Annotated in this window: 26 protein-coding genes; 18 read left to right on the top strand and 8 right to left on the bottom strand. The window is 57.9% G+C overall.

What is annotated here, in order from left to right; genetic code table 11:
- Positions 1-96: 96 nt before the first annotated feature.
- On the top strand, positions 97-561 hold the full coding sequence (gene nrdG / locus RE418_RS03895; RefSeq protein WP_089196460.1) for an anaerobic ribonucleoside-triphosphate reductase-activating protein: 465 nt from the start codon (positions 97-99) through the stop codon (positions 559-561).
- A 191-nt stretch (positions 562-752) separates the two neighbouring features.
- On the opposite strand, the gene RE418_RS03900 is transcribed toward nrdG, so the two are convergent.
- The 4 genes from RE418_RS03900 to RE418_RS03915 all read right to left on the bottom strand — a co-directional run bounded on the left by RE418_RS03900 (position 753) and on the right by RE418_RS03915 (position 8,059).
- Positions 753-2,363 carry an LA2681 family HEPN domain-containing protein gene (locus RE418_RS03900; RefSeq protein ID WP_049208810.1) on the bottom strand — a complete coding sequence of 537 codons (1,611 nt, stop codon included), beginning with the start codon at positions 2,361-2,363 and terminating at the stop codon, positions 753-755.
- Between the two features lie 12 nt (positions 2,364-2,375).
- On the bottom strand, positions 2,376-6,446 hold the full coding sequence (locus RE418_RS03905; protein ID WP_399675833.1) for an NACHT domain-containing protein: 4,071 nt from the start codon (positions 6,444-6,446) through the stop codon (positions 2,376-2,378).
- A 273-nt stretch (positions 6,447-6,719) separates the two neighbouring features.
- On the bottom strand, positions 6,720-6,959 hold the full coding sequence (locus tag RE418_RS03910) for a hypothetical protein (RefSeq protein ID WP_323712004.1): 240 nt from the start codon (positions 6,957-6,959) through the stop codon (positions 6,720-6,722).
- A 44-nt stretch (positions 6,960-7,003) separates the two neighbouring features.
- The gene (locus RE418_RS03915) at positions 7,004-8,059 is read right to left on the bottom strand and encodes a permease (RefSeq protein ID WP_399675835.1); all 1,056 of its coding nucleotides are present in this window, start codon (positions 8,057-8,059) and stop codon (positions 7,004-7,006) included.
- Between the two features lie 227 nt (positions 8,060-8,286).
- Between RE418_RS03915 and phnF the strand changes: the two genes are divergently transcribed.
- The 11 genes from phnF to phnP are packed head-to-tail and all read left to right on the top strand — an operon-like array spanning position 8,287 to position 16,592.
- On the top strand, positions 8,287-9,015 hold the full coding sequence (phnF, locus tag RE418_RS03920) for a phosphonate metabolism transcriptional regulator PhnF (RefSeq protein WP_015376439.1): 729 nt from the start codon (positions 8,287-8,289) through the stop codon (positions 9,013-9,015).
- Positions 9,016-9,459, top strand: a complete 444-nt coding sequence (gene phnG, locus RE418_RS03925; RefSeq protein ID WP_019453314.1) for a phosphonate C-P lyase system protein PhnG — start codon at positions 9,016-9,018, stop codon at positions 9,457-9,459. It begins immediately after the preceding gene.
- A 3-nt stretch (positions 9,460-9,462) separates the two neighbouring features.
- Positions 9,463-10,044: a phosphonate C-P lyase system protein PhnH gene (gene phnH, locus RE418_RS03930; RefSeq protein WP_308380847.1), complete on the top strand. Its 582-nt coding sequence runs from the start codon at positions 9,463-9,465 to the stop codon at positions 10,042-10,044.
- Complete coding sequence (locus RE418_RS03935) at positions 10,044-11,129, top strand: carbon-phosphorus lyase complex subunit PhnI (RefSeq protein WP_399675837.1); 1,086 nt, start codon at positions 10,044-10,046, stop codon at positions 11,127-11,129. The genes phnH and RE418_RS03935 overlap by 1 nt, the downstream gene beginning before the upstream one ends.
- Positions 11,122-11,982: an alpha-D-ribose 1-methylphosphonate 5-phosphate C-P-lyase PhnJ gene (locus RE418_RS03940; protein WP_016929301.1), complete on the top strand. Its 861-nt coding sequence runs from the start codon at positions 11,122-11,124 to the stop codon at positions 11,980-11,982. Before RE418_RS03935 ends, RE418_RS03940 begins: the two co-directional genes overlap by 8 nt.
- Positions 11,982-12,770, top strand: a complete 789-nt coding sequence (phnK, locus tag RE418_RS03945) for a phosphonate C-P lyase system protein PhnK (protein WP_038879071.1) — start codon at positions 11,982-11,984, stop codon at positions 12,768-12,770. Before RE418_RS03940 ends, phnK begins: the two co-directional genes overlap by 1 nt.
- 16 nt (positions 12,771-12,786) lie before the next feature.
- Positions 12,787-13,491 (top strand): phosphonate C-P lyase system protein PhnL, encoded by a 705-nt coding sequence (phnL, locus tag RE418_RS03950; protein WP_048325882.1) that lies wholly within the window; start codon positions 12,787-12,789, stop codon positions 13,489-13,491.
- The gene (phnM, locus tag RE418_RS03955) at positions 13,491-14,627 is read left to right on the top strand and encodes an alpha-D-ribose 1-methylphosphonate 5-triphosphate diphosphatase (protein WP_015376433.1); all 1,137 of its coding nucleotides are present in this window, start codon (positions 13,491-13,493) and stop codon (positions 14,625-14,627) included. The genes phnL and phnM overlap by 1 nt, the downstream gene beginning before the upstream one ends.
- Positions 14,627-15,196: a ribose 1,5-bisphosphokinase gene (phnN, locus tag RE418_RS03960; RefSeq protein ID WP_016929305.1), complete on the top strand. Its 570-nt coding sequence runs from the start codon at positions 14,627-14,629 to the stop codon at positions 15,194-15,196. Before phnM ends, phnN begins: the two co-directional genes overlap by 1 nt.
- On the top strand, positions 15,193-15,795 hold the full coding sequence (locus tag RE418_RS03965; RefSeq protein ID WP_213928282.1) for a DapH/DapD/GlmU-related protein: 603 nt from the start codon (positions 15,193-15,195) through the stop codon (positions 15,793-15,795). The genes phnN and RE418_RS03965 overlap by 4 nt, the downstream gene beginning before the upstream one ends.
- Positions 15,796-15,809: 14 nt before the next feature.
- Positions 15,810-16,592: a phosphonate metabolism protein PhnP gene (gene phnP, locus RE418_RS03970; protein WP_342116751.1), complete on the top strand. Its 783-nt coding sequence runs from the start codon at positions 15,810-15,812 to the stop codon at positions 16,590-16,592.
- Here phnP and RE418_RS03975 read toward each other — a convergent pair.
- Together RE418_RS03975 and RE418_RS03980 are read right to left on the bottom strand one after the other, a co-directional pair.
- Entirely contained in the window at positions 16,543-17,181 is a 639-nt protein-coding gene (locus RE418_RS03975; protein WP_142590989.1) for an NAD(P)H-binding protein, read from the bottom strand. The genes phnP and RE418_RS03975 overlap by 50 nt on opposite strands.
- A 30-nt stretch (positions 17,182-17,211) precedes the next feature.
- Complete coding sequence (locus tag RE418_RS03980; RefSeq protein WP_025305087.1) at positions 17,212-17,652, bottom strand: YhbP family protein; 441 nt, start codon at positions 17,650-17,652, stop codon at positions 17,212-17,214.
- Between the two features lie 433 nt (positions 17,653-18,085).
- Here RE418_RS03980 and speFL point away from each other — a divergent pair, with 433 nt between their 5' ends.
- The 4 genes from speFL (at position 18,086) to RE418_RS04000 (ending at position 22,396) form a co-directional block, all read left to right on the top strand.
- The gene (gene speFL / locus RE418_RS03985) at positions 18,086-18,190 is read left to right on the top strand and encodes a leader peptide SpeFL (protein ID WP_004933443.1); all 105 of its coding nucleotides are present in this window, start codon (positions 18,086-18,088) and stop codon (positions 18,188-18,190) included.
- 272 nt (positions 18,191-18,462) lie between these two features.
- A complete protein-coding gene (speF, locus tag RE418_RS03990) occupies positions 18,463-20,625 on the top strand; it encodes an ornithine decarboxylase SpeF (protein WP_016929309.1) in 2,163 nt (720 codons plus the stop codon).
- Positions 20,626-20,687: 62 nt separating this feature from the next.
- Positions 20,688-22,004 carry a putrescine-ornithine antiporter gene (gene potE, locus RE418_RS03995; RefSeq protein ID WP_399675840.1) on the top strand — a complete coding sequence of 439 codons (1,317 nt, stop codon included), beginning with the start codon at positions 20,688-20,690 and terminating at the stop codon, positions 22,002-22,004.
- Positions 22,005-22,090: 86 nt separating this feature from the next.
- A complete protein-coding gene (locus RE418_RS04000) occupies positions 22,091-22,396 on the top strand; it encodes a GIY-YIG nuclease family protein (RefSeq protein WP_025305084.1) in 306 nt (101 codons plus the stop codon).
- Here RE418_RS04000 and RE418_RS04005 read toward each other — a convergent pair.
- Entirely contained in the window at positions 22,383-22,886 is a 504-nt protein-coding gene (locus tag RE418_RS04005; RefSeq protein WP_043139248.1) for a GNAT family N-acetyltransferase, read from the bottom strand. The two genes, RE418_RS04000 and RE418_RS04005, sit on opposite strands and share 14 nt — an antisense overlap.
- Positions 22,880-23,407: an SCP2 domain-containing protein gene (locus RE418_RS04010; protein WP_170311425.1), complete on the bottom strand. Its 528-nt coding sequence runs from the start codon at positions 23,405-23,407 to the stop codon at positions 22,880-22,882. Before RE418_RS04010 ends, RE418_RS04005 begins: the two co-directional genes overlap by 7 nt.
- A gap of 252 nt (positions 23,408-23,659) precedes the next feature.
- Between RE418_RS04010 and RE418_RS04015 the strand changes: the two genes are divergently transcribed.
- Positions 23,660-24,655 (top strand): peptidase U32 family protein, encoded by a 996-nt coding sequence (locus RE418_RS04015; RefSeq protein ID WP_033641666.1) that lies wholly within the window; start codon positions 23,660-23,662, stop codon positions 24,653-24,655.
- Between the two features lie 11 nt (positions 24,656-24,666).
- Complete coding sequence (locus RE418_RS04020) at positions 24,667-25,545, top strand: U32 family peptidase (RefSeq protein ID WP_099817053.1); 879 nt, start codon at positions 24,667-24,669, stop codon at positions 25,543-25,545.
- The last annotated feature ends 30 nt before the right edge of the window (positions 25,546-25,575 follow it).

Raw genomic sequence — 25,575 nt, forward strand, 5'->3', positions numbered from 1 at the left:
CGCGCACCAACCGGAGCGTACACGCAGTACGTGAGGATTGGGAGCACTGCCCGGAGGCAAAATGGCCAATAAAATAGCCTGATGGGCAGGCCTCACATGAATTATCACCAGTATTACCCGATCGACGTCGTCAACGGCCCCGGCACCCGCTGCACGCTGTTTGTCGCCGGCTGCGTGCACCAGTGCCCCGGTTGCTACAACAAAAGCACCTGGCGGCTCAACTCCGGCCAGCCGTTTACCCCAGCGCTGGAAGACCGCATCATCGCCGACCTGAACGATACGCGCGTGCCGCGCCAGGGGCTGTCGCTCTCCGGCGGCGATCCGCTGCACCCGGCCAACGTGCCGAGCATCTTGCAACTGGTGAAACGGGTACGCGCCGAATGCCCCGGCAAGGATATCTGGCTGTGGACCGGCTACCGGCTGGCGGAGCTGGACACGCAGCAAATGCAGGTAGTGGACAGGATCAACGTGCTGATCGACGGCAAGTTCGTGCAGGATTTGAAAGACCCGGCGCTGATCTGGCGCGGCAGCAGCAACCAGGTGGTGCATAGGTTGCGTTGAGCTAGCGGTATACGTGTCTCGACACGTGTTAATCCAAAGTAGGCCTGGCACAGCTGCGGCTACGGCACAGAACTAAACCTGATCTGATAGGCGGCTTTGTGCCAAAAGCGGAAGCTGGAGTGCCAAAGACTCTCTAATAGTGGATGGGTAGTTTTGCAGGGGTGTTTACATAGCGCTTCGCTTGCTGCCTTTTACTTAGGTTCTGACGAATACTTTCTCATATGCAGTTCATTGGTAATATAAGGAACATTCTCTTTTTTTTGTTTCTTACCTTCATGTCTAACCATAAAAGCAAATGAAAATATTGCTGAACGGGTAATCTGAATCAACTGACCGAAATGGTGAATAAACTCATCCTCTTTGATAAAAAGAATATCTTTAATCAATTTATAAGACTGATAAAGATCTTCTGCTTTATCACTTTTATGTACCACCAAAAATTTATGCTCTAGACCATTTCGCCACTCTTTATAAAAAGCCAATTCGCCACCTTTATTTTTATTCAGGTCAGTAGCAATGCTGTACAATGCTAAAAGTCCAGGTGACTTTATATCTTCAAACCGTTGTCTTCTGTTATCAACGTCTAACTGCCAGAAGCTTTGAAAATAGATATTTTTCTGTAACCCACCCTTCTTTGCAGGTGGATAAACTTTGTGAAGTTCACAGATACATAACGCAATCTTATCGAGAATACCAAAGCAGAGACGAAATGCCGTTCTGATCTTCTCAATATCAATTCCTAAGATCTCGTCATTATGTAACTCCAGAAAATGGCATTCTTCTTTGATAGCATCCGTATCCTGAGGATAAAGGTAATCAAAATAGAGATGGCGGGCAAGTGAAAACTCCGATTTAAAGCGGTTTAATGCCATCTCCATTGGAATAATAAAATCACCGGTTACACCAGAAGAAGAGATGACAAGATCATCGGTGGCACTCCCCACGTAGGGGCAATAAAGACCGTGCTCGGACAGCGTCAGATAATTTATTAGGCAGAATTGCCTATATGCACTTAATGCGCCAAACTCCTGTTGCGTGAGCATGTCATCATGCTCGTCCGTGTCGCCGTCTGCTGATACACATTTTTCTATTTTATCGTTCATTTGTGCTATACGACCAAGATAAAATGATTCCCATTGTGGAGGAATTTTTTTGGAAACAGATGCATTAATATAACCTTTTCGTATCTCCTTCAGTTGCTTAATGGAGTATGAAGATGAAACAAGGTTTAGCTCAATGAGCGCGGCAGAACGATTGACCCAAGACTGTGGTATATCTAATCCCTTGCGATTAGTGAGATCATAATATCTCAGTGCCTCACTCAGCCTAAATTGGCTTCTTAGCGAATTGGCCAGATTAACGGACAGTTCCGCCTGAAACTCTTCGCTCTCTTGTGAGGAGAATCTAAAGGCTCGCCAGTAGATGTTTTTTAACGAAACAAGTTCTTCTATTGACTGGAATGTGTGGTCGTGAGGATTATCGACACTTATCTTATTAGACAAGGAATTACCATAATTATAATAAAAATGGCTCTCTCCTTGTACATGTGCTAATGCTTCCTTGTTATCATCCATCAGCTTAAAACCAAGCTCTGCTGCATTTTTATGGTTGCTCATTTGCCCAATATCAACAAGACTGCCAGCCACATTCCCCAGCACAATAAAATAATTTTCACCTTTGACCGTTATTTCCCCCAGTTTTTCCAGGAATACAACGGATTGCTGGTATGCCAGGTCAAAATCACCACTATCAACCAGTCGGTGAATATTGAGACTTTCATCTACAAGTTCTTTTGTAATCATGATCCACTTTCCTTACATAGATGATTTTTGCGTTTCAATAGTCGAATGAGCCTCACCTGATACGTCAATTACTATCGCAGACAGGCGGTTTCGCTTAACCATTGGCACAGCTTCATTAAGAATGTCCTCCATTGTCGTGGCGTTTACTGGGGGTGGTGTGTCTTTCTCCGGGCGAGGGATAGCGTTTGGTCGAGAAGCACCAAACCAGAACACAAGATAGATGCCGTAGCCTGCGGCATCGGGATTGGTAGTATAAAGTTGGTCAAGTTGCTCGTTAAGTGCTCTCCAGACGTCCCGGTGATAATCACGCTTTATCTCAATGGGGATCTTTATTCCTGGAAGTGAAATGATGATATCAGCCCTTTTACTCGAAACCATGTGGCCTTCTGGCTCACAGATTATTTGTAACGGATGGAGTCGTGCTCTAAGCAGCTCCAGAAAAAAATTCCGACAGCTCTCTTCAGGCTTAGGCACTAAAATTTGACCATTGCCATTCTCATTCCAGAACTGTTTATAAATATCGGTATTTTCATAAGTAATTCGGTTAGCGATATCCCGCAAATGATCTAACAATAACTCATAGAGATCCATTACATTAGCTGGGGTCTGATTTTTAAGCGTATTCAACGCTTGCTTCCAGTTAGTGTGTTGAAACTGTGATTCCCGATACCGCACCTTCTGGTTGCTTTGGGCGTGCAAGAGATAATCCTGGTAACTTGTACATTCTGGCAGTAATAATAAACGTTCAAATACTTCACCGGCATCGTATGAGGAAAAAGAAGAAACGTCATCAATCAATCTTTTGATAAAATCAGCATACTCCCAATTGGTTGCTGAGTTAGAGTCGTTTCTTGCAACGCGATCTGCATTAGGAAAATGAGTAGCAGAGGCAGTGATGATCGCTTCCAATTGTGTTAGTGATAAACGCTGCTCACTACTGCCACGGCCTCTTTTCGCCTTACCTGATAGTTGACGAAGGAGCGCTATCATTTCCGGCGCGGATTTTGATTCAGATAAAAATAGATCCTGACACTGGTTTGGAACGAATAAATAAGTACATACCAGCCAAATTTGATAACTTGGATTTTTGAGTTTTGAGGGTTGCGCTACCATCAACTCAGATAACTGCAATAACTCTGCATGACTCTCAGGATGCGCTAACAACCACTCCACCAGGTTTTGTAAGTGGAGAACATCATCAGGGTGCTCTTTAGCGAGTCTCATAACTAAAGGAACGGTATAGTCGATTGGAATGCAGGTATCATTTAACAGATAGTTAAGTGCACGGATATGTTGCAACTGATTACTAATGCAGAAATTGATAATGTGGTAATAGGTTTTGATGAAAAATGCTGTTTTGTTAAGTATCACATCCCTTTTCCACGGTAATGAATAATCACTTACAACATTATTGTCTTTGGTGAAAAGTGCTAATATAACATCCAGAGTCAATAGCGTTGTTAATAAACCTTCGTTCCATTGTGTAACATCAGGATGTTTTTTAAATAACTCATCGCTTCCTGCCAGTACTGCATACCACCATCCGTAATACTCCCTCTTCAGCAAAGCACAATTCAACTCGTCAATAGTGGGCAGATCTGAACGATTTAAAATCGCTAAAAGACCGGATATCGCATCAATGACGTTTTCGGCACCTAATATGTCTTCACAGCGCTGCACTGGCGTCAATTTGTCATCAACATCGCTGTATTTCGAATAGTAAATATAGGAAATATGTTTGAGCCACCCCAAATGTTGGCCCGACACAATTTCCTGACGACATAACTCGAAACTGTGCCTATCTTCATAACGCGCCGCGTTTCGTTCTTTCTCATACGCTATTTGTCTAATATTATGTTTTACTCGCCAATCGTCAATCTCGCAGACGATGGAGGTCTCAAACACAGTCGTCAACTTTACATTTAAATGGCAGTACGCGGAAAGAAACTCAAACGCTTCTTGGGATGGCTTGGCACATCGGTAAAGGACCGCAAATGTCAGTCGATAAATACATTCAGTTTTATCTGAACCAGCGTCAGCATGGGATAAATAGTGGATAAAACGAGCCAGCAAAAGCTCATCAGGGACAAGATGAAAGGTGCTTTCAGTAAATTCATGTAAGAACAAGTATCGAGTATCATGGCGTGTAAATGAGAGAATGGCGGCATCTATAATATCTTCATATTGCCAGCTACGATTTTTTATCTCATGAACGATAGATTTCTGCAAATCATCATAACTGCGATAGTGGTGATAACGGGAGTAGCTATAGAACGTTTTTAGGCACAACCATATCTGATCCGCACTATAATTACTATCCTTGCTCAGTATGTGCAATAAGCCAGCTTCGAGAAAATGCACAATTTCATATTGATTCTTAGGTGAGGAATCCCAATCTTTACTGTGATCGTTATGGTACTGTTCAAGATACTCAAATATAGCGAGCAGATCAGCTGTCGGTACAATATCATTCAGTCGCCATAATGCGCCTATCGGTAATCGCTCACTGGTTATGTTTAATGTATCAACCAGCAGTTGTGCTATATCCTGCGGTGTAAAGTAATCTTTATAAAGCAACTGAATGATATGGTTACGCAACCGGATGCTATCGTGATTTTTGTCTTTTAACTCCGCAAATAAACGCACCGAAAATTTCTGGCCAGGTACTCCAAAATGGATTAATGCTGTTATTGCTTCTTCTTTTTCCGCATACGAGGAATCCTCTGATTTGACAATATTGATTAAGTCATCACTCAATGCGACTATCGGTGTTGTTACCGATAAGGATTCCAAAACGATCATGCGCAGAGAAAATGACGAATGAGGATCGCGGATTATCTGTCGTAACAGAGTTTCCATTTCTACTGTCGCAAAGCCATTCAGATATGAATTGAGACCGTGATTTCTAAACCAGGGATCACGTTCTGAAAGTTTTGACAGCGCCACAAGTAGATTTTGTTTTTCCGCTATCGGTAATGAAGCTGCATCGCCATAGGTCAGAACGCCATAAGGATCGGCTTCAATGAATACCTGGGCGTATTGCGGTAAAAAGACCGCTAGCCATGCGTGTAAACCTCTCAATTCTGAAGACGGATACCCCTCAAATCCCAGCATACTTCTCAAACGCCCCATGGGTAGCCCTTTGTCAACGATCCCGGCTAACCATTTTGCCGCTAAATACTCAGCAATTGTCCTGTGGCTGTACTCAACAGTTTCAAGCTCATCTCCGGCAGAAAAAACCCGCCTCGATAACGCCGCTCTAATTATTTCATGTGAGAAGAACGAGATGGTTCTGTAACTGGGGTATTCTGGTCGGATATCGTTCGGAAGTAGAGAAACCCCGGAAACATCACTCAATATGCGCAACGCGCAAATTGATCCAGCAGGATACTCTAATTCGTCGCAGGTATAAATTCCTGAAGTTAGCCGCGTATGCTCTTGGCTATGTTCAGTTAAAAGGAACTGTGTCGCAGAGTGGAAAAGTTCAGACCTTGTTCGGGGCCAGTTTCCTTCTTTAACGGCTTCAGCCAGCATTAGCAGATTTTGTGGGTTGTAAAGAAATTCGCTGGCATCATGTTTTTCTGCTTCAGCCAGAAACGCTTCGGGGTGTTCTACACCATTAGCTTGTAGAATTGCAGTTTGCTCTTCTTTTGAGAGTGACTGCAAATGTAAAACAACATAGCCTCCCGTCTGCTCAAAATAGGGTAAAAATGCTGACAAGTCTGATTCGCCTAACCAATCTTGAGAGCGACAAGAAATTCTGACATTTTGTGGCGTTTGGGAAAAAAGCCTACGGACGATGTCATCTACAACGTCACTACTGTTACTGGCACTCCTCTTCTCATCTAATGCATCGATGAACAACGTTTTCTGATTATCAATAGGTACGCCACTTAAGAAGTGACGTACTGTCAGATATTTTGCCTCTTGCAATGCCGCAAACTGTTTGAAGAGGTGCGTTTTTCCAGCACCAGGATCACCAAGCAGTACAATATTCGGAAAGTGAAAATAATCACTAAATACCACAGTTTGGGTATCTTTTTCCTGTAGAGGATAGATTTGCCTGACTTGCCTGGTTAGCATTATATAGGTTCCTGAGTATCTATTTTTGTTCTACCAAATCTGTATGGCAGGTTTTACTCCAAATTTATCATAGACTTTCAGCCGATACAGTAAACCATCTAACCCACCATGGTTGCTATGATGTCACGTTTTGGTTTACATGACAGACTCATAGTGAGCAGAACTGGCTGCTAGGACGTCGAGTGCTGATACCATTCAAACATTGATAGGATCCGGGATGACGCTGGCTCCGTTACATGGACTGCATGTCGCTCAAAACTGACGACCTGTGACCTACTCCCCGTAGAGACCGTCAGCCCAGCCCTGAACCACTCCTAAACATCCCCACCGATAACGTTCCCGGATTTTCTTCTTGAATACAGCCATTCGTTTTTCTACCTCCGAATGGCTTAGATAAACCGCGGTGCCGTTTCTTAAGCGTTCAAAGGCGGCATCCACCCTTTCACGCAACGCTTGCTCCAGCAACATCGCCTCTACGTCCATTTCAGGTTTATTCCGCTGCTCCATTTCCATCTCCTCCTTGAGACAGCATCGAACCACTCATCAGCAACGGTAAGTTACACCAACCCCATCCCCACCACGCCGGTCAGTACGCCGCACAGCGCCACCAGCGCCGCCGTCAGGCACAGCGCCCGGGCGGAGAAGGCCTTGTTGAGCATCAACAGCGAAGGCAGGCTGACCGCCGGTAGGGTCATCAGCAGTGCCAGCGCCGGGCCTGCGCCCATGCCCGCCAGCATCATGGTCTGCACGATCGGGATTTCCGCCGCGGTGGGGATAACGAACAGGCAGCCGACGATCGCCAGGCCGATGATCCACAGCAGGCTATTGTCGACGGCGCCGTCGGCGTGCGGGAACAGCCAGGCCCGCGCAGCGCCCAGCGCCAGCACCGCCAGTACGTAGATCGGGATGGTCGACCAAAACAGCGCCCACAGCGCTTTGCCCCAGCGGGCGAGAAACGGCCGTTCGTCGCTCTGCGCCGTCATCACCGGCGGCTGCGGCGCGGCGGGCTGCGGGTCCTGGGCGGTTACGCGCTGCACCAGCCAGGCGATGCCCAGCACCATCACCACGCCCGCTACCAGGCGGATGGCGGCGAATGGCCAACCGAGCACAAATCCCATAAACACCAGCGTCGCCGGATTCAATACCGGGTTGGCGAGCCAAAAGGCCAGCGCGGCGCCGCTGGACACCGACTGGCGGCGCATGCCGGCGGCAACCGGTGCGGCGCAGCAGGTGCACATCATGCCCGGCAGCGCGATCAGCGCCCCCAGCACGGTGCCGGAAAAACGCCGGTGGCCGAGCGTGCGCGCCAGCCAGTCGCGCGGGATCAGCACCTGCACCAGCGAACCTAACAACACCCCGAGCAGCGCCGCCTTCCACACCGCGGTGAAGTAGACCAGCGCGTACTGCCAGGCCGCCAGCCAGGGGCTCGCGGCGCCGTCGGCCAGGATCGATTTGCCGATCGAGTGGCTGTCCGCCGCCACGAAGGCCTTGCCATAGTAAGGCTGCCATTTGACGTAGTAGAGGCCGACGGCTACCACCAGCAGAAACAGGATCGGTTTCCACAGCGGCCAGGCGCGTGGGGCGGGTTCAGGGGCGTTCAGAGGTTGCGGCATGGTAGCGGCCAGAGTGAGTCAACAGAGGCGCCAGCATAGCGCGCCGTCGCCGCCCGTGCACGCCTGGGCTGTCCTAAATAGTTCATCTGTTCGCCACCGAGGCGTAACGCGATTGTCATCTGCGCCCGGCACCATGATGCCAACGTGAAAACCACAGGGTAGACGCCCGATGAAACGCACCGCTTCCGCCTTCATCGCACAGCCATCGGTATGACGAGGTTTTTATTATGATGGAGTTATCTAGACATCCGACCACTTACCCCACCCGCTATCAGCAGATCGCCGCGCAGCTGGAACAGGAGCTGCGCACGCAGTACCGCTGCGGCGACTACCTGCCTTCGGAACAGCAGCTGGCCGAGCGTTACCAGGTCAATCGCCACACCCTGCGCCGCGCGGTGGATCAGTTGGTGGAGCGCGGCTGGCTGCAGCGCCGCCACGGCGTCGGCATCCTGGTGTTGATGCGGCCTTACGACTACCCGCTGCACGCCAATACCCGCTTCAGCCAGAACCTGTTCGAGCAGGGCAGCCATCCCACCAGTGAGCGCTTACTCGCTGTCTTGCGCCCGTGCAATGGGCATGTCGCCAGCGCACTCTCGCGTGAAGAAGGCGAAATGGTGATCCACCTGCGCACCCTGCGCCGGGTCAACGGCGTACCGATGAGCGTGATCGACCACTATCTGCCCGATCTGGACTGGTGGCCGGCGCTGCAGCAGTTCCACAGCGGTTCGCTGCACCAGTTTATCGAACAGCACCTCCAGCAGCCGCTGACCCGCCGCCAGACGCGCATCAGCGCGCGCCGCGCGCAGGCCAAAGAGAGCCGGCTGCTGGAGATCGCCACCCACGCGCCGCTGCTGTGCGTGCGCACCCTTAACGTCCGCAGCGGCGGCGAAGACGTGGCGGAATACTCCGTCAGCCTGGCCCGCGCCGACATGATTGAACTGACGATGGAGCACTGAATGCAAGCCTTAGAGTCGAGACAACGCTGGATGTCGGTGCTGGCGCACAGCCGGCCCGAGCAGCTGCGCAGCCACTGGCAGGCGCTGAACCTCAGCCCGGGTTACCGCAGCATCCGCGCGCCGGAAATCGGCCTGGCCCAGCTGCAGGGGCGCATGGGCGCCACCGGCCGCCGCTTCGTGTTGGGGGACATGACGGTCACCCGCGCGGTGGTGCAGCTGGACAACGGCGGCTACGGCTACAGCTATATCGCCGGGCGCGACAAGGCGCACGCCGAGCTGTGCGCGCTGGCCGATGCGCTGCTGCAACAGCCGGAACACGGCGAACGCCTGCAACAACAGCTGATCGCGCCGCTGGCCGCGCTGCAGCACGAACAGCGCCAGCTGCGCGCCCGGGCGATCGCCGCCAGCCGGGTGGACTTCTTTACGCTGGTGCGAGGGGATTAAGCCATGAGTTTATTGACCGGTTTTGAACAACCGATAGATCAATCGCAGCACGCTTTTCGTTTGATTCTTAAAGCCTTGAGCGAACCGGGCCACCGGGTGACGCTGCCGGCCGGCCCGGCCTGGGCGCCGCTGAACGCCGCCAGCACCGCCGCGCTGCTGACGCTGGCCGATCAGGAAACGCCGCTGCAGCTGTGTGCGGCGCTCAAAAGTGAGCAAGTGCTAACAAACATTCGTTTTCACAGCGGCGCGCCGCTGGCCACCGCGGCGCAGGAGGTCTGTTTTGCCCTGTTCGATGAGCAGCTGCAGGCCGCCGATCTGCAGGCGTTGCCGCACGGCACGGAAATCTCGCCGGAATGCGGCGCCACGGTGGTGGTGCAGCTTGCTGAGCTGGAGAACGGCGCCGCGCTGCGCCTGACCGGCCCCGGCATCGAGAGCCAACGCCTGATTGCGCCGCGCCTGCCGCCGGCGCTGCTCGATTACCTGGTCAACCGCCCACAGCGCTTCCCGCTGGGGCTGGATATTTTGCTGACCTGCGGCGATCGCCTGCTGGCGATCCCGCGGACCACCCGCGTGGAGGTGTGCTGATGTACGTAGCGGTAAAAGGGGGCGAAAAAGCCATTGAGGCCGCCCATCAGCTGCAGGAACAGCTGCGGCGCGGCGACGACGCGCTGCCGGCGCTCGGCGCGGAACAAATCGAACAGCAGCTGGGGCTGGCGGTGGATCGGGTGATGACCGAAGGCGGCATCTACGATCGCGAGCTGGCGGCGCTGGCCATCAAACAGGCCAGCGGCGATCTGGTGGAGGCGATCTTCCTGCTGCGCGCCTACCGCACCACCCTGCCGCGCCTGGCGGTCAGCGAGCCGCTGGCCAGCAAAAACATGCGGCTGGAGCGGCGCATCTCGGCGGTTTACAAGGACTTGCCCGGCGGGCAGGTGCTGGGGCCGACCTACGACTACACCCACCGGCTGCTGGACTTCGCGCTGCTGGCGGAAGGCGAGGCGCCGCGCGCGCCGCAGGCCGACGAACCGCTGCCGGACAACTGCAGCCACGTGTTCGATCTGTTGTGTCGCCAGCAGCTGGCGCGGGAGGAACAGGACGACGGCAGCGCGCCGGACGACATCACCCGCAATCCGCCGGTTTACCCCTGCTCGCGCTCGGCGCGCCTGCAGCAGCTGGTGCGCGGCGACGAAGGTTTTCTGCTGGCGCTCGGCTACGCCACCCAGCGCGGCTACGGCCGCAACCACCCGTTCGCCGGCGAGATCCGCACCGGCCACGTTTCGGTGGAGATCGTGCCTGAAGAGCTCGGCTTCGCCATCGATATCGGCGAAATCCTGCTGACCGAGTGCGAAATGGTCAACGGCTTCGTCGATCCCAAGGACCATCCGCCGCACTTCACCCGCGGTTACGGGCTGGTGTTCGGCCGCGCCGAACGCAAGGCGATGGCGATGGCGTTGGTGGATCGCGCATTGCAGAGCCCGGACTACGGCGAAGGCGTCGCCGGCCCGGCGCAGGACGAAGAGTTCGTGCTGGCCCACGCCGACAACGTCGAGGCCGCCGGCTTCGTCTCCCATCTCAAGCTGCCGCACTACGTCGACTTCCAGGCCGAACTGGAGCTGCTCAAGCGGCTGCGGCAGGAATACAGCGAGCGTCAGGAGGCCCGCGATGAGTGAAGTATTGACCGGCTATAACCTCGGTTATCTGGACGAACAGACCAAGCGCATGATCCGCCGCGCCATCCTGAAGGCGGTGGCGATCCCCGGCTACCAGGTGCCGTTCGGCGGCCGCGAGATGCCGATGCCCTACGGCTGGGGCACCGGCGGCATTCAGCTCACCGCCAGCGTCATCGGCCGCGCTGACGTGCTGAAGGTGATCGACCAGGGCGCCGACGACACCACCAACGCGGTGTCGATCCGTCGCTTCTTCCAGCGCGTCGCCGGGGTGGCCACCACCGAACGCACGCCGGAGGCTACGCTGATCCAAACCCGTCACCGCATTCCGGAAACCGCGCTGCGCGAAGACCAGATCCTGATCTATCAGGTGCCGATCCCGGAGCCGCTGCGCTTTATCGAACCGCGCGAAACCGAGACCCGCAAGATGCACGCGCTGGAGGAGTACGGCGTGATGCAGGTGAAGCTGTACGAAGACATCGCGCGCTACGGCCATATCGCCACCACCTACGCCTACCCGGTAAAGGTCAACGATCGCTACGTGATGGATCCGTCGCCGATCCCGAAATTCGACAACCCGAAAATGCACATGATGCCAGCGCTGCAGCTGTTCGGCGCCGGGCGCGAGAAACGCATCTACGCCCTGCCGCCGTTCACCAAGGTGGAGAGCCTGGACTTCGACGACCATCCGTTCAGCGTGCAGCAGTGGGACGAACCCTGCGCGCTGTGCGGTTCGCGCCACAGCTATCTCGACGAGGTGGTGCTCGACGATCGGGGCAACCGCATGTTCGTCTGTTCGGACACCGACTACTGCCGGCAGCAGCTGGCGCAATCTTCGCAAGAGGCGCAGCACTGATGACTTCCACCCCTTTGAGCACCACCCCGCTGCTGTCGGTGAACCGGCTCACCCACCTGTACGCCCCCGGCAAGGGCTTCAGCGACGTGTCGTTCGACATCTACCCCGGTGAAGTGCTGGGCATCGTCGGCGAATCCGGCTCCGGCAAAACCACGCTGCTGAAGTCGATCTCGGCGCGGCTGGCGCCGCAGCGCGGGCAGATCCTTTACCGCCCGCAGGCGGGCCAGGAACAGGATCTGTACGCCATGGCGGAGAGCGATCGCCGCCGCCTGCTGCGCACCGACTGGGGCGTGGTGCACCAGCACCCGCTCGACGGGCTGCGGCCGCAGGTCTCCGCCGGCGGCAACATCGGCGAGCGGCTGATGGCCATCGGCCAGCGCCACTATGGCGACATTCGCCGCCAGGCCGGCCAGTGGCTGGAAGACGTCGAAATCCCGCTGTCGCGCCTCGACGATCTGCCTACCACCTTCTCCGGCGGCATGCAGCAGCGGCTGCAGATCGCCCGCAATCTGGTCACCCACCCCAAGCTGGTGTTTATGGATGAGCCGACCGGCGGGCTGGACGTGTCGGTGCAGGCGCGCCTGCTCGATCTGCTGCGCAACCTGGTGGTGGAGATGCAGCTGGCGGCGGTGATCGTCACTCACGATCTCGGCGTGGCGCGGCTGCTGGCCCACCGCCTGCTGGTGATGAAACAGGGTGAAGTGGTGGAGAGCGGCCTGACCGATCGGGTGCTCGACGATCCGCACCATCCTTACACCCAGCTGCTGGTTTCTTCGGTGCTGTCGTAACCCAAGGCGATAACAGATGACTATGCAAATCCGAGTTGAACATCTCAGTAAAACCTTTGTGCTGCATCAGCAGTACGGCACCCGCCTGCCGGTGCTGCACGACGCCAACCTGACGGTCCACGGCGGCGAATGCGTGGTGCTGCACGGCCACTCCGGCAGCGGCAAATCCACCCTGCTGCGTTCGCTGTACGCCAACTACCTGCCGGACAGCGGCCATATCTGGATCAACCACCAGGGCGACTGGCTGGACATGGTCAGCGCCGACGCGCGCCAGATTCTGGCGGTGCGCCGCCATACGCTGGGCTGGGTCAGCCAGTTCCTGCGGGTGATCCCGCGCATCAGCGCGCTGGAGGTGGTGATGCAGCCGCTGCTGGAACAGGGCGTCGAGCGCGCCGAGTGCCGCGACCGCGCCGAAGCGCTGCTCGCTGCGCTCAACGTGCCGCCGCGCCTGTGGCCGCTGGCGCCGTCCACCTTCTCCGGCGGCGAGCAGCAGCGGGTGAACATCGCGCGCGGCTTTATCGTCGATTACCCCATTCTGTTGCTGGATGAACCGACCGCCTCGCTCGACAGCCGCAACAGCGCGGCGGTGGTGCAGCTTATCGAACGCGCCAAGGCGCGCGGCGCGGCGATCGTCGGCATTTTTCATGATGAAGGCGTCCGCCGACAGGTCGCCGACCGGCTTTATGACATGCAGGCGCCGCAGGCGCTGGAGGCCCTCTGATGATCGTCAATAACGTTAAGCTGGTGCTGGATGACCAGGTGGTGCAAGGCTCGCTGGAGATGCAGGACGGCGTGATCCGCAGCTTCGCCGACGGCCCGAGCCGGCTGCCGCAGGCGCTGGACGGCGACGGCGGCTGGCTGCTGCCGGGGCTGATCGAGCTGCATACCGACAACCTGGACAAGTTCTTCACCCCGCGCCCGAACGTCGACTGGCCGGCCCATTCGGCGATGAGCAGCCACGATGCGCTGATGGTGGCCAACGGCATCACCACGGTGCTGGACGCGGTGGCGATCGGCGACGTGCGCGACGGCGGCCACCGGCTGGAAAACCTGCAGAAGATGATCGACGCGGTGATCCACAGCCAGCGCGCCGGGGTGAACCGCGCCGAGCACCGGCTGCATCTGCGCTGCGAGCTGCCGCACGAGAGCACGCTGCCGCTGTTCGAACAGCTGATGGACAAGCCAGGCGTGTCGCTGGTGTCGCTGATGGACCATTCGCCGGGCCAGCGCCAGTTCGCCTCGCGCGAAAAGTACCGCGAATATTATCAGGGCAAATACCACCTCAACGACCAGCAGATGAGCGAGTACGAGGAGCAGCAGGTCGCCCTGTCCGCCCGCTGGGCCGCGCCGAACCGCGAGGCGATCGCCGCCCACTGCCGCGCGCGCCGCATCTCGCTGGCCAGCCATGACGACGCCACCGCCGCGCACGTGGCCGAATCCTGCGCGCTGGGCAGCGCGATCGCCGAGTTCCCCACCACCGAGGCGGCCGCCCGCGCTTCGCACCAGCAGGGCCTGCAGGTGCTGATGGGCGCGCCGAACATCGTGCGCGGCGGCTCCCACTCCGGCAACGTGGCGGCGCACCACCTGGCGGCGCTGGGGGTGCTGGACATTCTCTCTTCCGATTATTACCCGGCCAGCCTGCTGGATGCGGCGTTTCGCCTCGCGGCGGACGAACGCAACGCCTACGATCTGCCCCAGGCGGTGCGCATGATCACCCGCAACCCGGCGCGGGCGCTGGATCTGCAGGATCGCGGCACCCTCGCCGAAGGGCTGCGGGCGGATCTGGTGCTGGCGCGGCCGCACGGCGAGCACGTTTATGTGCAGAATGTTTGGCGCCAGGGCAGGCAGGTGTTCTGATGGCGCGGCTCATCTATCTGATGGGGCCTTCCGGCGCAGGCAAGGACAGCCTGCTGGCCGCGCTGCGGGCCGACGCCGACCGCGCGCCGCTGGTGGCGCACCGTTACATCACCCGGCCGGCGGACGCCGGCTGCGAGAATCACATCGCGCTGAGCGAACCGGAATTTCTGCGCCGCCGCGCCAAGGGGCTGTTCGCGCTCGACTGGCAGGCCCACCAGCAGCGCTACGCGTTCGGGATCGAAGTGGATCTTTGGCTGCTGCAGGGGATCGACGTGGCGGTCAACGGTTCGCGCGCCCACCTGCCGCAGGCGCAGCAGCGCTACGGTGCGCAGCTGCTGCCGGTATGCCTGCAGGTCAACGCCGCGATCCTGCGCCGGCGCCTGCAGGATCGGGGGCGGGAAAGCGCTGAACAGATCGAGCAGCGGCTGGCGCGGGCGGCGGAATATCAGCAGAGTCTGCCCGCCGGCTGCCGGGTGCTGCACAACGACGGCCCACTCGACGATACCCTGGCGGCGCTGCTGGCGCTGCTGCCAACCGCCACCCGACAAGCTCAGGATGCGACGCCATGAACGACTTTGCCCAGCCGAAAATCGGCGACAACGTGACCCTTAACCGCACCCGGCTCGGCCAGTATGTGCATCTGGCCGACGATGCGATCCTGGAAGAGGTGGAGATGGGAGACTACTCCTACACCGCCGGGCACAACCAGATCTTTTACGCCACAATCGGCAAGTTCGTCTCCATCGCCTCCTATGCGCGCATCAATCCCGGCAACCACCCGACCTACCAGCGCATTGCGCAGCACCACTTCACCTATCGCGCTTCCGAATACGGGCTGGGGGAAGACGACACGGCGTTCTTCGACTGGCGGCGCGAGCACCACGTCACCGTCGGCCACGACGTGTGGATCGGCCATAACGCCATTCTGATGCCGGGCGTCAGCGTCGGCAACGGCGCGGTGATCGGCAGCGCGGCGGTGGTTACCAAGGACGTGGAGCCTTACAGCATCGTCGTCGGCGTGGCGGCCAAAAAGATCGGCATGCGCTTCGACGATGCGCTGATCGAGCGTATCGAACGCAGCCAGTGGTGGCACTGGGATCACGCTACGCTGCAGGCGCGGCTGGCGGATTTTCGCGACATCCACCGCTTTGCGCAGAAGTACCTTTAATGGAGAGGGAAGCGATGCAACTGACCTTTCTCGGCACCGGCGGCGCGCAGCAGGTGCCGGTGTTCGGCTGCGACTGCCTGAGCTGCCAACGGGCGCGGCGCGAGCCGGCATTTCGGCGGCGCGCGTGCAGCGCCATGCTTAACTATCAGGGAGAAACGACCTTATTGGATGCGGGATTGCCGGCTTTGGAGCGGCGATTTTCGGCGGGGCAAATTCAACGTTTTTTACTGACACATTACCACATGGATCACGTTCAGGGGTTATTTCCTTTGCGTTGGGGGTGCGGAAATTCCATTCCGGTGTATGGCCCGCCGGATGAACAGGGCTGCGACGACCTGTTCAAACACCCCGGTATTCTGACGTTTCAGCCGCCGCTGGCGCCTTTTGTTCCCGTCGAGCTCGGCGGCATGCGTATCACCCCGCTGCCGCTGCAACACTCCAAACTGACCCACGGCTATCTGATCCAGGCGGCGGGCGCTGCGCTGGCCTACCTGACCGACACCGTCGGCCTGCCGCCAGCCACCGCCGACTATCTGCAGAACGTGGCGCTGGATCTGCTGGTGCTCGATTGCAGCCTGCCGCCTCAGCCGCAGGCGCCGCGTAACCACAATGACCTGACCCGCGCGCAGGAGACGCAGCGGTTGCTGCAGCCCAAACGCACGCTGCTGACGCACATCAGCCATCATCTCGATCGGTGGCTGCTGGACAATGAACTGCCCGCCGGGCTGGAGCTGGCGTTCGATCACCTCAGCGTGAGCCTCGGTAGCAGTGCAGCCGATCCGACTCCAGCACCCTGACCCCTTCGCCCGGCGTGAACGCCTGCTGCAGCAGCGTCTGCGCCACGTCTTTGGCGGAGACGGCGCGCCATTTGCCGGGCAACAGCCTGAACAGCGGCAGCGTGAGGCGCTCCATCAGGCGCGGCGCAGGGCGCTCCCCTACCAGCATGGAAGGCCGCACCAGCGTCAGGCGCGGCCAGCGCTGTTCGCGCAGCGCTTGCTCCATTTCGCCTTTGGTGCGGTTATACAGGAAGGTGGAATCCGCGTTGGCGCCCAACGCACTCACCACCAGACAGTGCTGTGCCCCCAACCGGCGGCCGGTCAGCGCGCTCTCCACCACCAGTTGGTAATCGACGTAGCGGAAGGCATCGGCGCTGCCCGCCGCCTGGCGGGTGGTGCCCAGGCAGCAGAACACCAGATCGACCGGCTGCTGCAGGCCGCTCAGCAGCTCGAACAGCGCATCGCCGACCGGGTTGGTCAGCTTGCCGTGCGGCGGCAGCGGCGCACGCGTCGGCGCCACGATGGCCGTTATCTGCGGATCGCTTTGCAACCGCTGCAGCAACTCGCGCCCCACCAGCCCGGTTGCGCCGACTAACAGTGCTCGCGCCATGCAATCTCCCGTTGTAATCAATACGTCGACTTAAAGTATAGACCGCGCCCAGTGCAGCTTCTTGCCGAAGCCGAGGGTGTTGTCGGTCATCTTCACCTCGTGCAGATCCAGCCGCCAAACCGAAGCCTTCATCGCCCTGGCGATCGGGAAGCGCTTGCAGTAACGCGCGCGCGCCGCCTCGGCTTCTTCACCGCTCAGCAGCACCGCCTCGGCGCGGTATTGCACGCCGCGGATCAGCGCGATGCTTTTCGGTTTCGGCGCGATGGTGCCGACCACCCGGCCGTTGTTCAGCATCAGCCCGCCGTGGCGGGTGTGCGGTTCGGTCATCAGCCACAGCGCCATCGTCGCGGCGTCGAACACGTAAAAACAGTTGGCGCACCACATGTCGAGGCCGTCGCCGGCGCACAGCGTTAAGACATGTTGCTTGCCGATGAAATCCGCAATCTGTTGCCGTTGTTCTGAGGTATTCAAGGTTACTCGCCTCCCGGTTCACTCACTTCATCTTACCCTGCGTTGTTGAGGCGAGTCACAAATAACGATAATCATCAAAAATCACACATGAATATAAACACAACAATAATGAATTTTTATTTATTTTTGCATAAAGCAGATTGATAACATAAAAAACACAAAGCGGATTTATTTGATCGTTATGCAGCCGGTTATTTGACCGCTTTTTTTATTCCTTTCCGAGCGCCATTGAAATTAAGCGCTTAAGGGCCGCGAGCATTAGCAATTCATTTACATGCCAACCTCTGGACCCGGATGATACTTATGCAATTCATTGCATAACAGGTGAATAGTTATTTATAAACACCGGCATTTATGTGACTTTCATCACGATTTTTAGCCCATCTTGCGTTAAAATAGCGCCATCTTTTCACTCAGCAAGGTGGATTAGAAAATGGAAAACAATAACCGAAAAATGGCGCACATCAGGCGCACAACCCATATTATGATGATGGCTCATCGCAGCTGCTTTAGTTTCGCATTCTTCAACTACAGATAACCCTCCCCCTCGCTCTTACGCCGTTGATAAGAGTGTCATTGCGTTTTATTTATTCTCCGCACGCCGGTGATAATATCTCTTTCTCGCTAACCGGGAAGGACACGCAATTCATTTTTAATTTCGGCCAAGCGCATCCAAGCTAAATAAAACAGCGAACACAGTTAATGCCTTTCGGCATCACTGGGTTCTCGCACACCTTTATTTTCGTGAAGGCGTTAACGGCAAATGGAATTATTTGCCGGCGGAATGCCTTTGCCTGAAGAATGAGAAAAATGAAAAAATTAAAAATTGCCGCCAACACCCAAACCCTCGGCTGCTTTGAAACCGAACGCGACATCGTCGATGTGCACCACAGCGATTTCAATGACGTCGCCGCCATCGTGCTATCGGTAGAAGACGTCGCGCAAGGCATGGTGGCGCGCATCGAAGAGCACGGCCTGAACATTCCGCTGTTCGTCGCCGTCTGCTGCGAAGAAGAGCTGGATAACGCCGTCTTGCCGGCGCTGCACGGTGTGTTTGAGCTGTGCGGCAAGAATACCCAGTTCTACGGCAAACAGCTGGAGGCCGCCGCCGCCAAGTATGAAAGCGAGCTGCTGCCGCCGTTCTTCAACACGCTGACGCAATACGTAGAAATGGGCAACGCCACCTTCGCCTGCCCCGGCCACCAGGGCGGCGAGTTCTTCCGCAAACACCCAGCGGGCCGCCAGTTCTTCGACTTCTACGGCGAAACGCTTTTCCGCTCCGACATGTGCAACGCCGACGTCAAACTGGGCGATCTGTTGATCCACGAAGGCGCGCCTTGCGCGGCACAGCAGCACGCCGCCAAGGTGTTCAACGCCGACAAGACCTACTTCGTGCTCAACGGCACCTCGGCCTCGAACAAGGTGGCGACCAATGCCCTGCTGACGCGCGGCGATCTGGTGCTGTTTGACCGCAACAACCATAAATCCAACCACCACGGCGCGTTGATCCAGGCCGGCGCCACGCCGGTGTATCTGGAAACTGCCCGCAACCCGTTCGGCTTTATCGGCGGCATCGACGCGCACTGCTTCGACGAACGCTACCTGCGCCAGCAGATCCGCGAAGTGGCGCCGGAACGCGCCAACGAAGCCCGCCCGTTCCGCCTCGCGATCATCCAGCTCGGCACCTACGACGGCACCATCTACAACGCCCGTCAGGTGGTCGACAAGATTGGCCACCTGTGCGATTACATCCTGTTCGACTCCGCTTGGGTGGGTTATGAGCAGTTCATTCCGATGATGAAAGACTGCTCGCCGCTGCTGCTGGAGCTGAACGAGAACGATCCCGGCATCATCGTCACCCAGTCAGTGCACAAACAGCAGGCCGGCTTCTCGCAAACCTCGCAGATCCACAAAAAAGACAAGCATATCAAGGGGCAGAGCCGCTACTGCAACCACAAGCGCTTCAACAACGCCTTTATGCTGCACGCCTCCACCAGCCCGTTCTATCCGCTGTTCGCCGCGCTGGACGTCAACGCCAAGATGCACGAGGGCAAGAGCGGCCAGCGCCTGTGGCAAGAATGTGTGCGCGTGGGCATCGAAGCGCGCAAAATGCTGCTGGATACCTGCACGATGATCAAACCGTTCGTGCCGGATCAGATCGACGGCAAGCCGTGGCAGGCCTATGACACCGCGGCGATGGCCAACGATCTGCGCTTCTTCAACTTCGTGCCCGGCGAGAAGTGGCACGCCTTTGAGGGCTATGCCGAGTCGCAGTACTTCGTCGATCCGTGCAAACTGCTGCTCACTACGCCGGGTATCGATACCGCGACCGGCAGCTACAGCGAGTTCGGCATCCCGGCGACCATTCTGGCCAACTACCTGCGCGAAAACGGCATCGTGCCGGAAAAATGCGATCTCAACTCGATCCTGTTCCTGCTGACGCCGGCGGAAGACATCGCCAAGATGCAGCACCTGGTGGCCCTGATCGCCCGCTTCGAGAAGCACATCGAGCAAAACTCCCTGCTCAGCGAGGTGCTGCCTGCGGTCTATAAAAACCACCAGCAGCGCTACAAAAACTACACCATCCGCCAGCTGTGCCAGGAAATGCACGACCTTTACGTCAGCTATGACGTTAAAGAACTGCAAAAAGAGATGTTCCGCAAAAGTTATTTCCCGCGCGTGGTAATGAATCCGCAGGATGCCAATACCGAGTTCGTGCGCGGCAATGTGGAATTGGTGTCGCTGGCCAAGGCCGAGGGCCGCATCGCCGCCGAGGGCGCCCTGCCTTACCCACCAGGCGTGCTGTGCGTCGTGCCCGGTGAAATTTGGGGCGGCGCCGCGCAGCGTTATTTCCTGGCACTGGAAGAAGGCATCAATTTATTGCCAGGATTCGCGCCGGAATTACAGGGCGTTTATATCCAACAGGATGAGGACGGCTGGAACCGTGCTTACGGCTACGTCATGAAAAATTAATCACCTTACGGGGCGGCGATGATTCCCGCCGCCCGGATCGCATCCTAAAAGAGAAAATGATCATGAGTAAGTCCAATAATAAAATGGGGGTCGTGCAATTAACGATCCTGACCGCCGTGAATATGATGGGTTCCGGCATAATTATGCTGCCGACCAAGCTGGCCGAAGTGGGCACGATTTCGATCGTTTCCTGGCTGGTGACCGCTGTCGGCTCGATGGCGCTGGCCTACGCCTTCGCCAAATGCGGCATGTTCAGCCGTAAATCCGGCGGCATGGGCGGCTACGCCGAATACGCCTTCGGTAAATCCGGCAACTTCATGGCGAACTACACCTACGGCGTTTCGCTGCTGATCGCCAACATCGCCATCGCCATTTCCGCCGTCGGCTACGGCACCGAGCTGTTCGACACCACGCTCAGCCCGCTCGGGATCTGTATCGCCACCATCGGCGTGCTGTGGCTGGCGACCGTCGCCAACTTCGGTGGCGCGCGCATCACCGGCAAAATCAGCGGCATCACCGTCTGGGGCGTGATCATTCCGGTGGTGGGCATCTCGGTCATCGGCTGGTACTGGTTCAGCGGCAGCGCCTACGTCGCCGCCTGGAACCCGCATCAGGTACCGGCCTTCGAAGCCATCGGCGCCTCGATCTCAATGACCCTGTGGGCGTTCCTGGGGCTGGAATCCGCCTGCGCCAACACCGACGTGGTGGAAAACCCGGAGCGCAACGTGCCGATCGCCGTACTGGGCGGCACCCTCAGCGCGGCGGTGATCTATATCATTTCGACCAACGTGATCGCCGGCATCGTGCCGAACATGGATCTGGCCAACTCCACCGCCCCGTTCGGGCTGGCGTTCTCCCACATGTTCAACCCGACGGTCGGCAAGATCATCATGGCGTTGATGGTCATGTCCTGCGTCGGCTCGCTGCTCGGCTGGCAGTTCACCATCGCTCAGGTGTTCAAATCCTCCGCCGACAGCGGCTTCTTCCCGAAAATTTTCTCCAAGCTGAGCAAGGCCGACGCGCCGGTTAAAGGCATGCTGACCATCGTCGTCATCCAGAGTGGTTTGTCTCTGATGACCATCAGCCCGTCGCTGAACAAGCAGTTCAACGTGCTGGTGAACCTGGCGGTGGTGACCAACATCATCCCTTACATCCTGTCGATGGCGGCGCTGGTCATTATTCAGAAAGTGGCGAAGGTGCCGGACAACAAGGCGCGCATCGCCAATATCATCGCCGGCATTGGCGCGCTGTACAGCTTCTATGCGCTCTACAGCTCCGGTGAAGAAGCGATGATGTGGGGCGCCATCGCCACCTTCCTCGGCTGGACGCTGTACGGCATCGTCTCGCCGCGCTTCGAGCTGGCGGGAAAAAAGGGGTAAAGCGGTAAGGCTCCGGCGGCCGGGGATGGGATTGTGATGGCGAACATGCCATCATACGCCGACCCTGGCCACCGAAACGGCGTACGATGACCGACACTACCCCCACTCCCTGGCACCTCTACATGCTGCGTTTACCGAGCGGCATGCTGTATACCGGCATCACCACCGACGTGGCGCGCCGACTGGCACAGCACCAAGCCGGCAAAGGCGCCAAGGCGCTGCGCGGTAAAGGGGAACTGACATTGGCGTTTCACTGCCAGGTGGGGGATCGCTCAACGGCGCTGAAGCTGGAATACCGCGTCAAACAGCTGAGCAAAATACAAAAAGAGCGGCTGGTGAATCACCCGCCGCTGTCGTTGGCGTATCTATTGCCGGTCGTTAAAAGCGATTAAACGGCGCCGAAAAAGCCACTTCGCCGCTGACGCCATTCAGGGCGTCTTCCGCCAGCGGATACACCTGGAACGCGCTTTCCGTGTCCGGCCAGCGGCAGTTCAGGCCATAGGTGGCGGCCGGTTTAAAGCCGAAGCGGCCGTAGTAGGCCGGATCGCCCAGCACCACCACCGCGGCGTAGCTGAATTCGTTCAGCGAATCCAGGCCTTCGTACACCAGCTTTTCAGCCAGCCCCTGGCGGCGCAGGCTTTCGTCTACCGCCAGCGGCGCCAGCGCCACCCATTGGCGGTCTTCGCCGGCCACGTCTACCGGGCTGAACGCGGCGTAACCCACTACCCCGCCTTCGTCGTCAGTGGCGACCACGCCCAGCGTCAGCAGGCCGTCTTCGCGCAGCTGCTGCACCAGATCGGCTTCGTCGTCGCGGCCAAAGGCGCGGCGCAGCAAGGTGTCGATGCCCGCCGCGTCTACCGGGATCTCTACGCGGATCAGCATGATACCGCCACACGGGAAGCCGACGCCGTGCCCTCCTGCAACCCTGCTTCGACAAAATCAGCCAACTGCAACAGCCCCATGCGCAGCGGCGCAGGCATGCTTTCCAGCTCGATGGCGTCCATCAAATTTTTCACATACAGGCCCAATTCGGTATCCCCTTCAATCTGCAGCCGACGCTGAAAGAACAGCGTATCCGGATCTTGCTTGCGCGCCGCGATCAGGATCAGATCGTTGGCGTCGCCGCTGAAGCTGACGTCCGCTTCGGCGTGCTGGCTGACCACCAGTTTGTCGTTTTCTACCGTCATAAACCATTGTAGCGCCAGATCGCGAACTTCGATCTTCAGCCAACGCGATTCGAGAAACTCCAGATCCCCATCCGCCAATGCCTGGCGGAACTGCCAGCTCAGCACCTGTTGCAGCAGCTGACGCTGCAGAGCGAACGGCGTGAATTTCAGCGGGATGCGCAGCAGCGACGGCCCCTGGCGCACAAGGCGTGCTCGTAGTTGTTCCAACACGGTCATCCACTCCTTTCAATACGGACTACCGCTATTTTGCCACACTGACGCGCGGCTTCAGCGGTCTATATCAACAAATAGTGCATTTCACCGCCATGTTTATCAATACGCCATAAGCTGCCTCAAATCAAAACCTGTGTGTGCCCCATTGCCTAAAATGACCTCCCCGATTCGCATTTGCCGGCGGAACACCGCCGCCGGCAACCTTTAAAGACAGCGTGCGCCCGGCCGGGCGCACGGCTAAGCCAGGATAAATCTATGGAGCTGCTTTGTCCCGCCGGCAACCTGCCGGCCCTGAAGGCCGCGGTGGATAACGGCGCCGATGCCGTTTACATCGGTCTGAAAGACGATACCAACGCGCGCCACTTCGCCGGCCTTAACTTCACCGAGAAAAAGCTGCAGGAAGCGGTCGATTACGTGCATCGCCACGGCCGCAAACTGCATATCGCCATCAACACCTTCGCCCATCCCGACGGCTACGCCCGCTGGCAGCGCGCGGTGGATATGGCCGCCCAACTGGGCGCCGACGCGTTGATTCTGGCGGATCTGGCGATGCTGGAATACGCCGCCCAGCGCTACCCGCAGCTGGAACGCCACGTTTCGGTGCAGGCTTCCGCCACCAATGAGGAGGCGATCCGTTTCTACCAGCGCAACTTCGAGGTCGGCCGGGTGGTGCTGCCGCGGGTGCTGTCGATGCACCAGGTGAAACAGCTGGCGCGCACCAGCCCGGTGCCGCTGGAAGTGTTCGCCTTCGGCAGCCTGTGCATCATGGCCGAAGGGCGCTGCTACCTCTCCTCCTACCTGACCGGCGAGTCGCCGAACACCGTCGGCGCCTGTTCGCCGGCGCGTTTCGTGCGCTGGCAGCAAACCGCACAGGGCATGGAGTCGCGCCTGAACGACGTGCTGATCGACCGCTACCAGGACCATGAAAACGCCGGTTACCCGACGCTGTGCAAGGGCCGCTATCTGGTGGACGACGTGCGCTACCACGCGCTGGAAGAGCCCACCAGCCTCAATACGTTGGAGCTGCTGCCGGAGCTGCTGGCCGCCAACATTGCCTCGGTGAAGATCGAAGGCCGCCAGCGCAGCCCGGCTTACGTCAGCCAGGTGGCACGCGTATGGCGCCAGGCGATCGACCGTTGCCAGGCCGATCCGGCCGCCTACCGCGCCGACGCCGCCTGGATGGAGACGCTGGGCGCGATGTCCGAGGGCACCCAGACCACGCTGGGCGCCTATCACCGCAAATGGCAGTAGCCGGAGGAAACATGAAATACGCACTGGGGCCGGTACTCTACTACTGGCCGAAAAACGACATCGCGGCGTTCTATCAGCAGGCGGCGGAGAGTAACGCCGACATCATTTACCTCGGCGAGAGCGTCTGCACCAAGCGGCGCGAGATGAAGGTCGGCGATTGGCTGGCGCTGGCGCGCGACATCGCCCGCAGCGGCAAGCAGGTGGTGATCTCCACTCTGGCGCTGCTGCAGGCGCCGTCCGAACTGAATGAGCTGAAACGCTATGTGGAGAACGGCGAGTTCCTGTTTGAAGCTAACGATCTGGGCGCAGTGAACATGGCGGCGGAACGCGGTCTGCCGTTCGTCGCCGGCCATGCGCTGAACTGCTACAACGCCTATACTCTGCGCCTGCTGCGCCGCCAGGGCATGATGCGCTGGTGCATGCCGGTCGAGCTGTCACGCGATTGGCTGGCCAATCTGCTGACGCAGTGCGACGAGCTGGGCTTCCGCCACGACTTCGAGGTGGAGGTGCTGAGCTACGGCCATCTGCCGCTGGCCTATTCGGCGCGCTGCTTCACCGCCCGCTCGGAAAACCGCGGCAAGGACGAGTGCGAAACCTGCTGCATCAAGTATCCGCAGGGTCGCATGATGCGCTCCCAGGAACAGCAGCAGGTGTTCGTACTCAACGGCATCCAGACCATGAGCGGTTACTGCTACAACCTCGGCAACGAGCTGCCAAGCATGCAGGGGCTGGTGGACATCGTGCGACTGTCGCCGCAGGGCGCCGAGACGCTGGCACAGATCGACGCCTTCCGCGCCAACGAGCGCGGCGAGCAGCCGCTGGCCTTGACCAACCACGTCGACTGCAACGGCTACTGGCGCCGCGTGGCGGGGTTGGAGTTGGTGGGGTGATCCTCGCTCCCCTCCTCACCGAGGGGAGTT

This window comes from Serratia sp. szju (genome assembly GCF_044594185.1).
Lineage (GTDB): Bacteria > Pseudomonadota > Gammaproteobacteria > Enterobacterales > Enterobacteriaceae > Serratia > Serratia bockelmannii.

What these genes read in the sequence shown, in the direction of transcription:
- phnN (WP_016929305.1), top strand. Translation starts at nt 14,627, where the DNA reads ATGGCGCGGCTCATCTATCTGATGGGGCCTTCCGGCGCAGGCAAGGAC.
- RE418_RS03915 (WP_399675835.1), bottom strand. Translation starts at nt 8,059, where the DNA reads ATGCCGCAACCTCTGAACGCCCCTGAACCCGCCCCACGCGCCTGGCCG.
- phnH (WP_308380847.1), top strand. Translation starts at nt 9,463, where the DNA reads ATGAGTTTATTGACCGGTTTTGAACAACCGATAGATCAATCGCAGCAC.
- phnL (WP_048325882.1), top strand. Translation starts at nt 12,787, where the DNA reads ATGACTATGCAAATCCGAGTTGAACATCTCAGTAAAACCTTTGTGCTG.
- speF (WP_016929309.1), top strand. Translation starts at nt 18,463, where the DNA reads ATGAAAAAATTAAAAATTGCCGCCAACACCCAAACCCTCGGCTGCTTT.
- RE418_RS04010 (WP_170311425.1), bottom strand. Translation starts at nt 23,407, where the DNA reads ATGACCGTGTTGGAACAACTACGAGCACGCCTTGTGCGCCAGGGGCCG.
- RE418_RS03910 (WP_323712004.1), bottom strand. Translation starts at nt 6,959, where the DNA reads ATGGAAATGGAGCAGCGGAATAAACCTGAAATGGACGTAGAGGCGATG.
- RE418_RS03935 (WP_399675837.1), top strand. Translation starts at nt 10,044, where the DNA reads ATGTACGTAGCGGTAAAAGGGGGCGAAAAAGCCATTGAGGCCGCCCAT.
- nrdG (WP_089196460.1), top strand. Translation starts at nt 97, where the DNA reads ATGAATTATCACCAGTATTACCCGATCGACGTCGTCAACGGCCCCGGC.
- RE418_RS04000 (WP_025305084.1), top strand. Translation starts at nt 22,091, where the DNA reads ATGACCGACACTACCCCCACTCCCTGGCACCTCTACATGCTGCGTTTA.
- RE418_RS04005 (WP_043139248.1), bottom strand. Translation starts at nt 22,886, where the DNA reads ATGCTGATCCGCGTAGAGATCCCGGTAGACGCGGCGGGCATCGACACC.
- RE418_RS03900 (WP_049208810.1), bottom strand. Translation starts at nt 2,363, where the DNA reads ATGATTACAAAAGAACTTGTAGATGAAAGTCTCAATATTCACCGACTG.
- phnP (WP_342116751.1), top strand. Translation starts at nt 15,810, where the DNA reads ATGCAACTGACCTTTCTCGGCACCGGCGGCGCGCAGCAGGTGCCGGTG.
- RE418_RS03905 (WP_399675833.1), bottom strand. Translation starts at nt 6,446, where the DNA reads ATGCTAACCAGGCAAGTCAGGCAAATCTATCCTCTACAGGAAAAAGAT.
- RE418_RS04015 (WP_033641666.1), top strand. Translation starts at nt 23,660, where the DNA reads ATGGAGCTGCTTTGTCCCGCCGGCAACCTGCCGGCCCTGAAGGCCGCG.
- RE418_RS04020 (WP_099817053.1), top strand. Translation starts at nt 24,667, where the DNA reads ATGAAATACGCACTGGGGCCGGTACTCTACTACTGGCCGAAAAACGAC.
- phnF (WP_015376439.1), top strand. Translation starts at nt 8,287, where the DNA reads ATGATGGAGTTATCTAGACATCCGACCACTTACCCCACCCGCTATCAG.
- RE418_RS03940 (WP_016929301.1), top strand. Translation starts at nt 11,122, where the DNA reads ATGAGTGAAGTATTGACCGGCTATAACCTCGGTTATCTGGACGAACAG.
- phnG (WP_019453314.1), top strand. Translation starts at nt 9,016, where the DNA reads ATGCAAGCCTTAGAGTCGAGACAACGCTGGATGTCGGTGCTGGCGCAC.
- potE (WP_399675840.1), top strand. Translation starts at nt 20,688, where the DNA reads ATGAGTAAGTCCAATAATAAAATGGGGGTCGTGCAATTAACGATCCTG.
- RE418_RS03975 (WP_142590989.1), bottom strand. Translation starts at nt 17,181, where the DNA reads ATGGCGCGAGCACTGTTAGTCGGCGCAACCGGGCTGGTGGGGCGCGAG.
- phnM (WP_015376433.1), top strand. Translation starts at nt 13,491, where the DNA reads ATGATCGTCAATAACGTTAAGCTGGTGCTGGATGACCAGGTGGTGCAA.
- phnK (WP_038879071.1), top strand. Translation starts at nt 11,982, where the DNA reads ATGACTTCCACCCCTTTGAGCACCACCCCGCTGCTGTCGGTGAACCGG.
- RE418_RS03965 (WP_213928282.1), top strand. Translation starts at nt 15,193, where the DNA reads ATGAACGACTTTGCCCAGCCGAAAATCGGCGACAACGTGACCCTTAAC.
- speFL (WP_004933443.1), top strand. Translation starts at nt 18,086, where the DNA reads ATGGAAAACAATAACCGAAAAATGGCGCACATCAGGCGCACAACCCAT.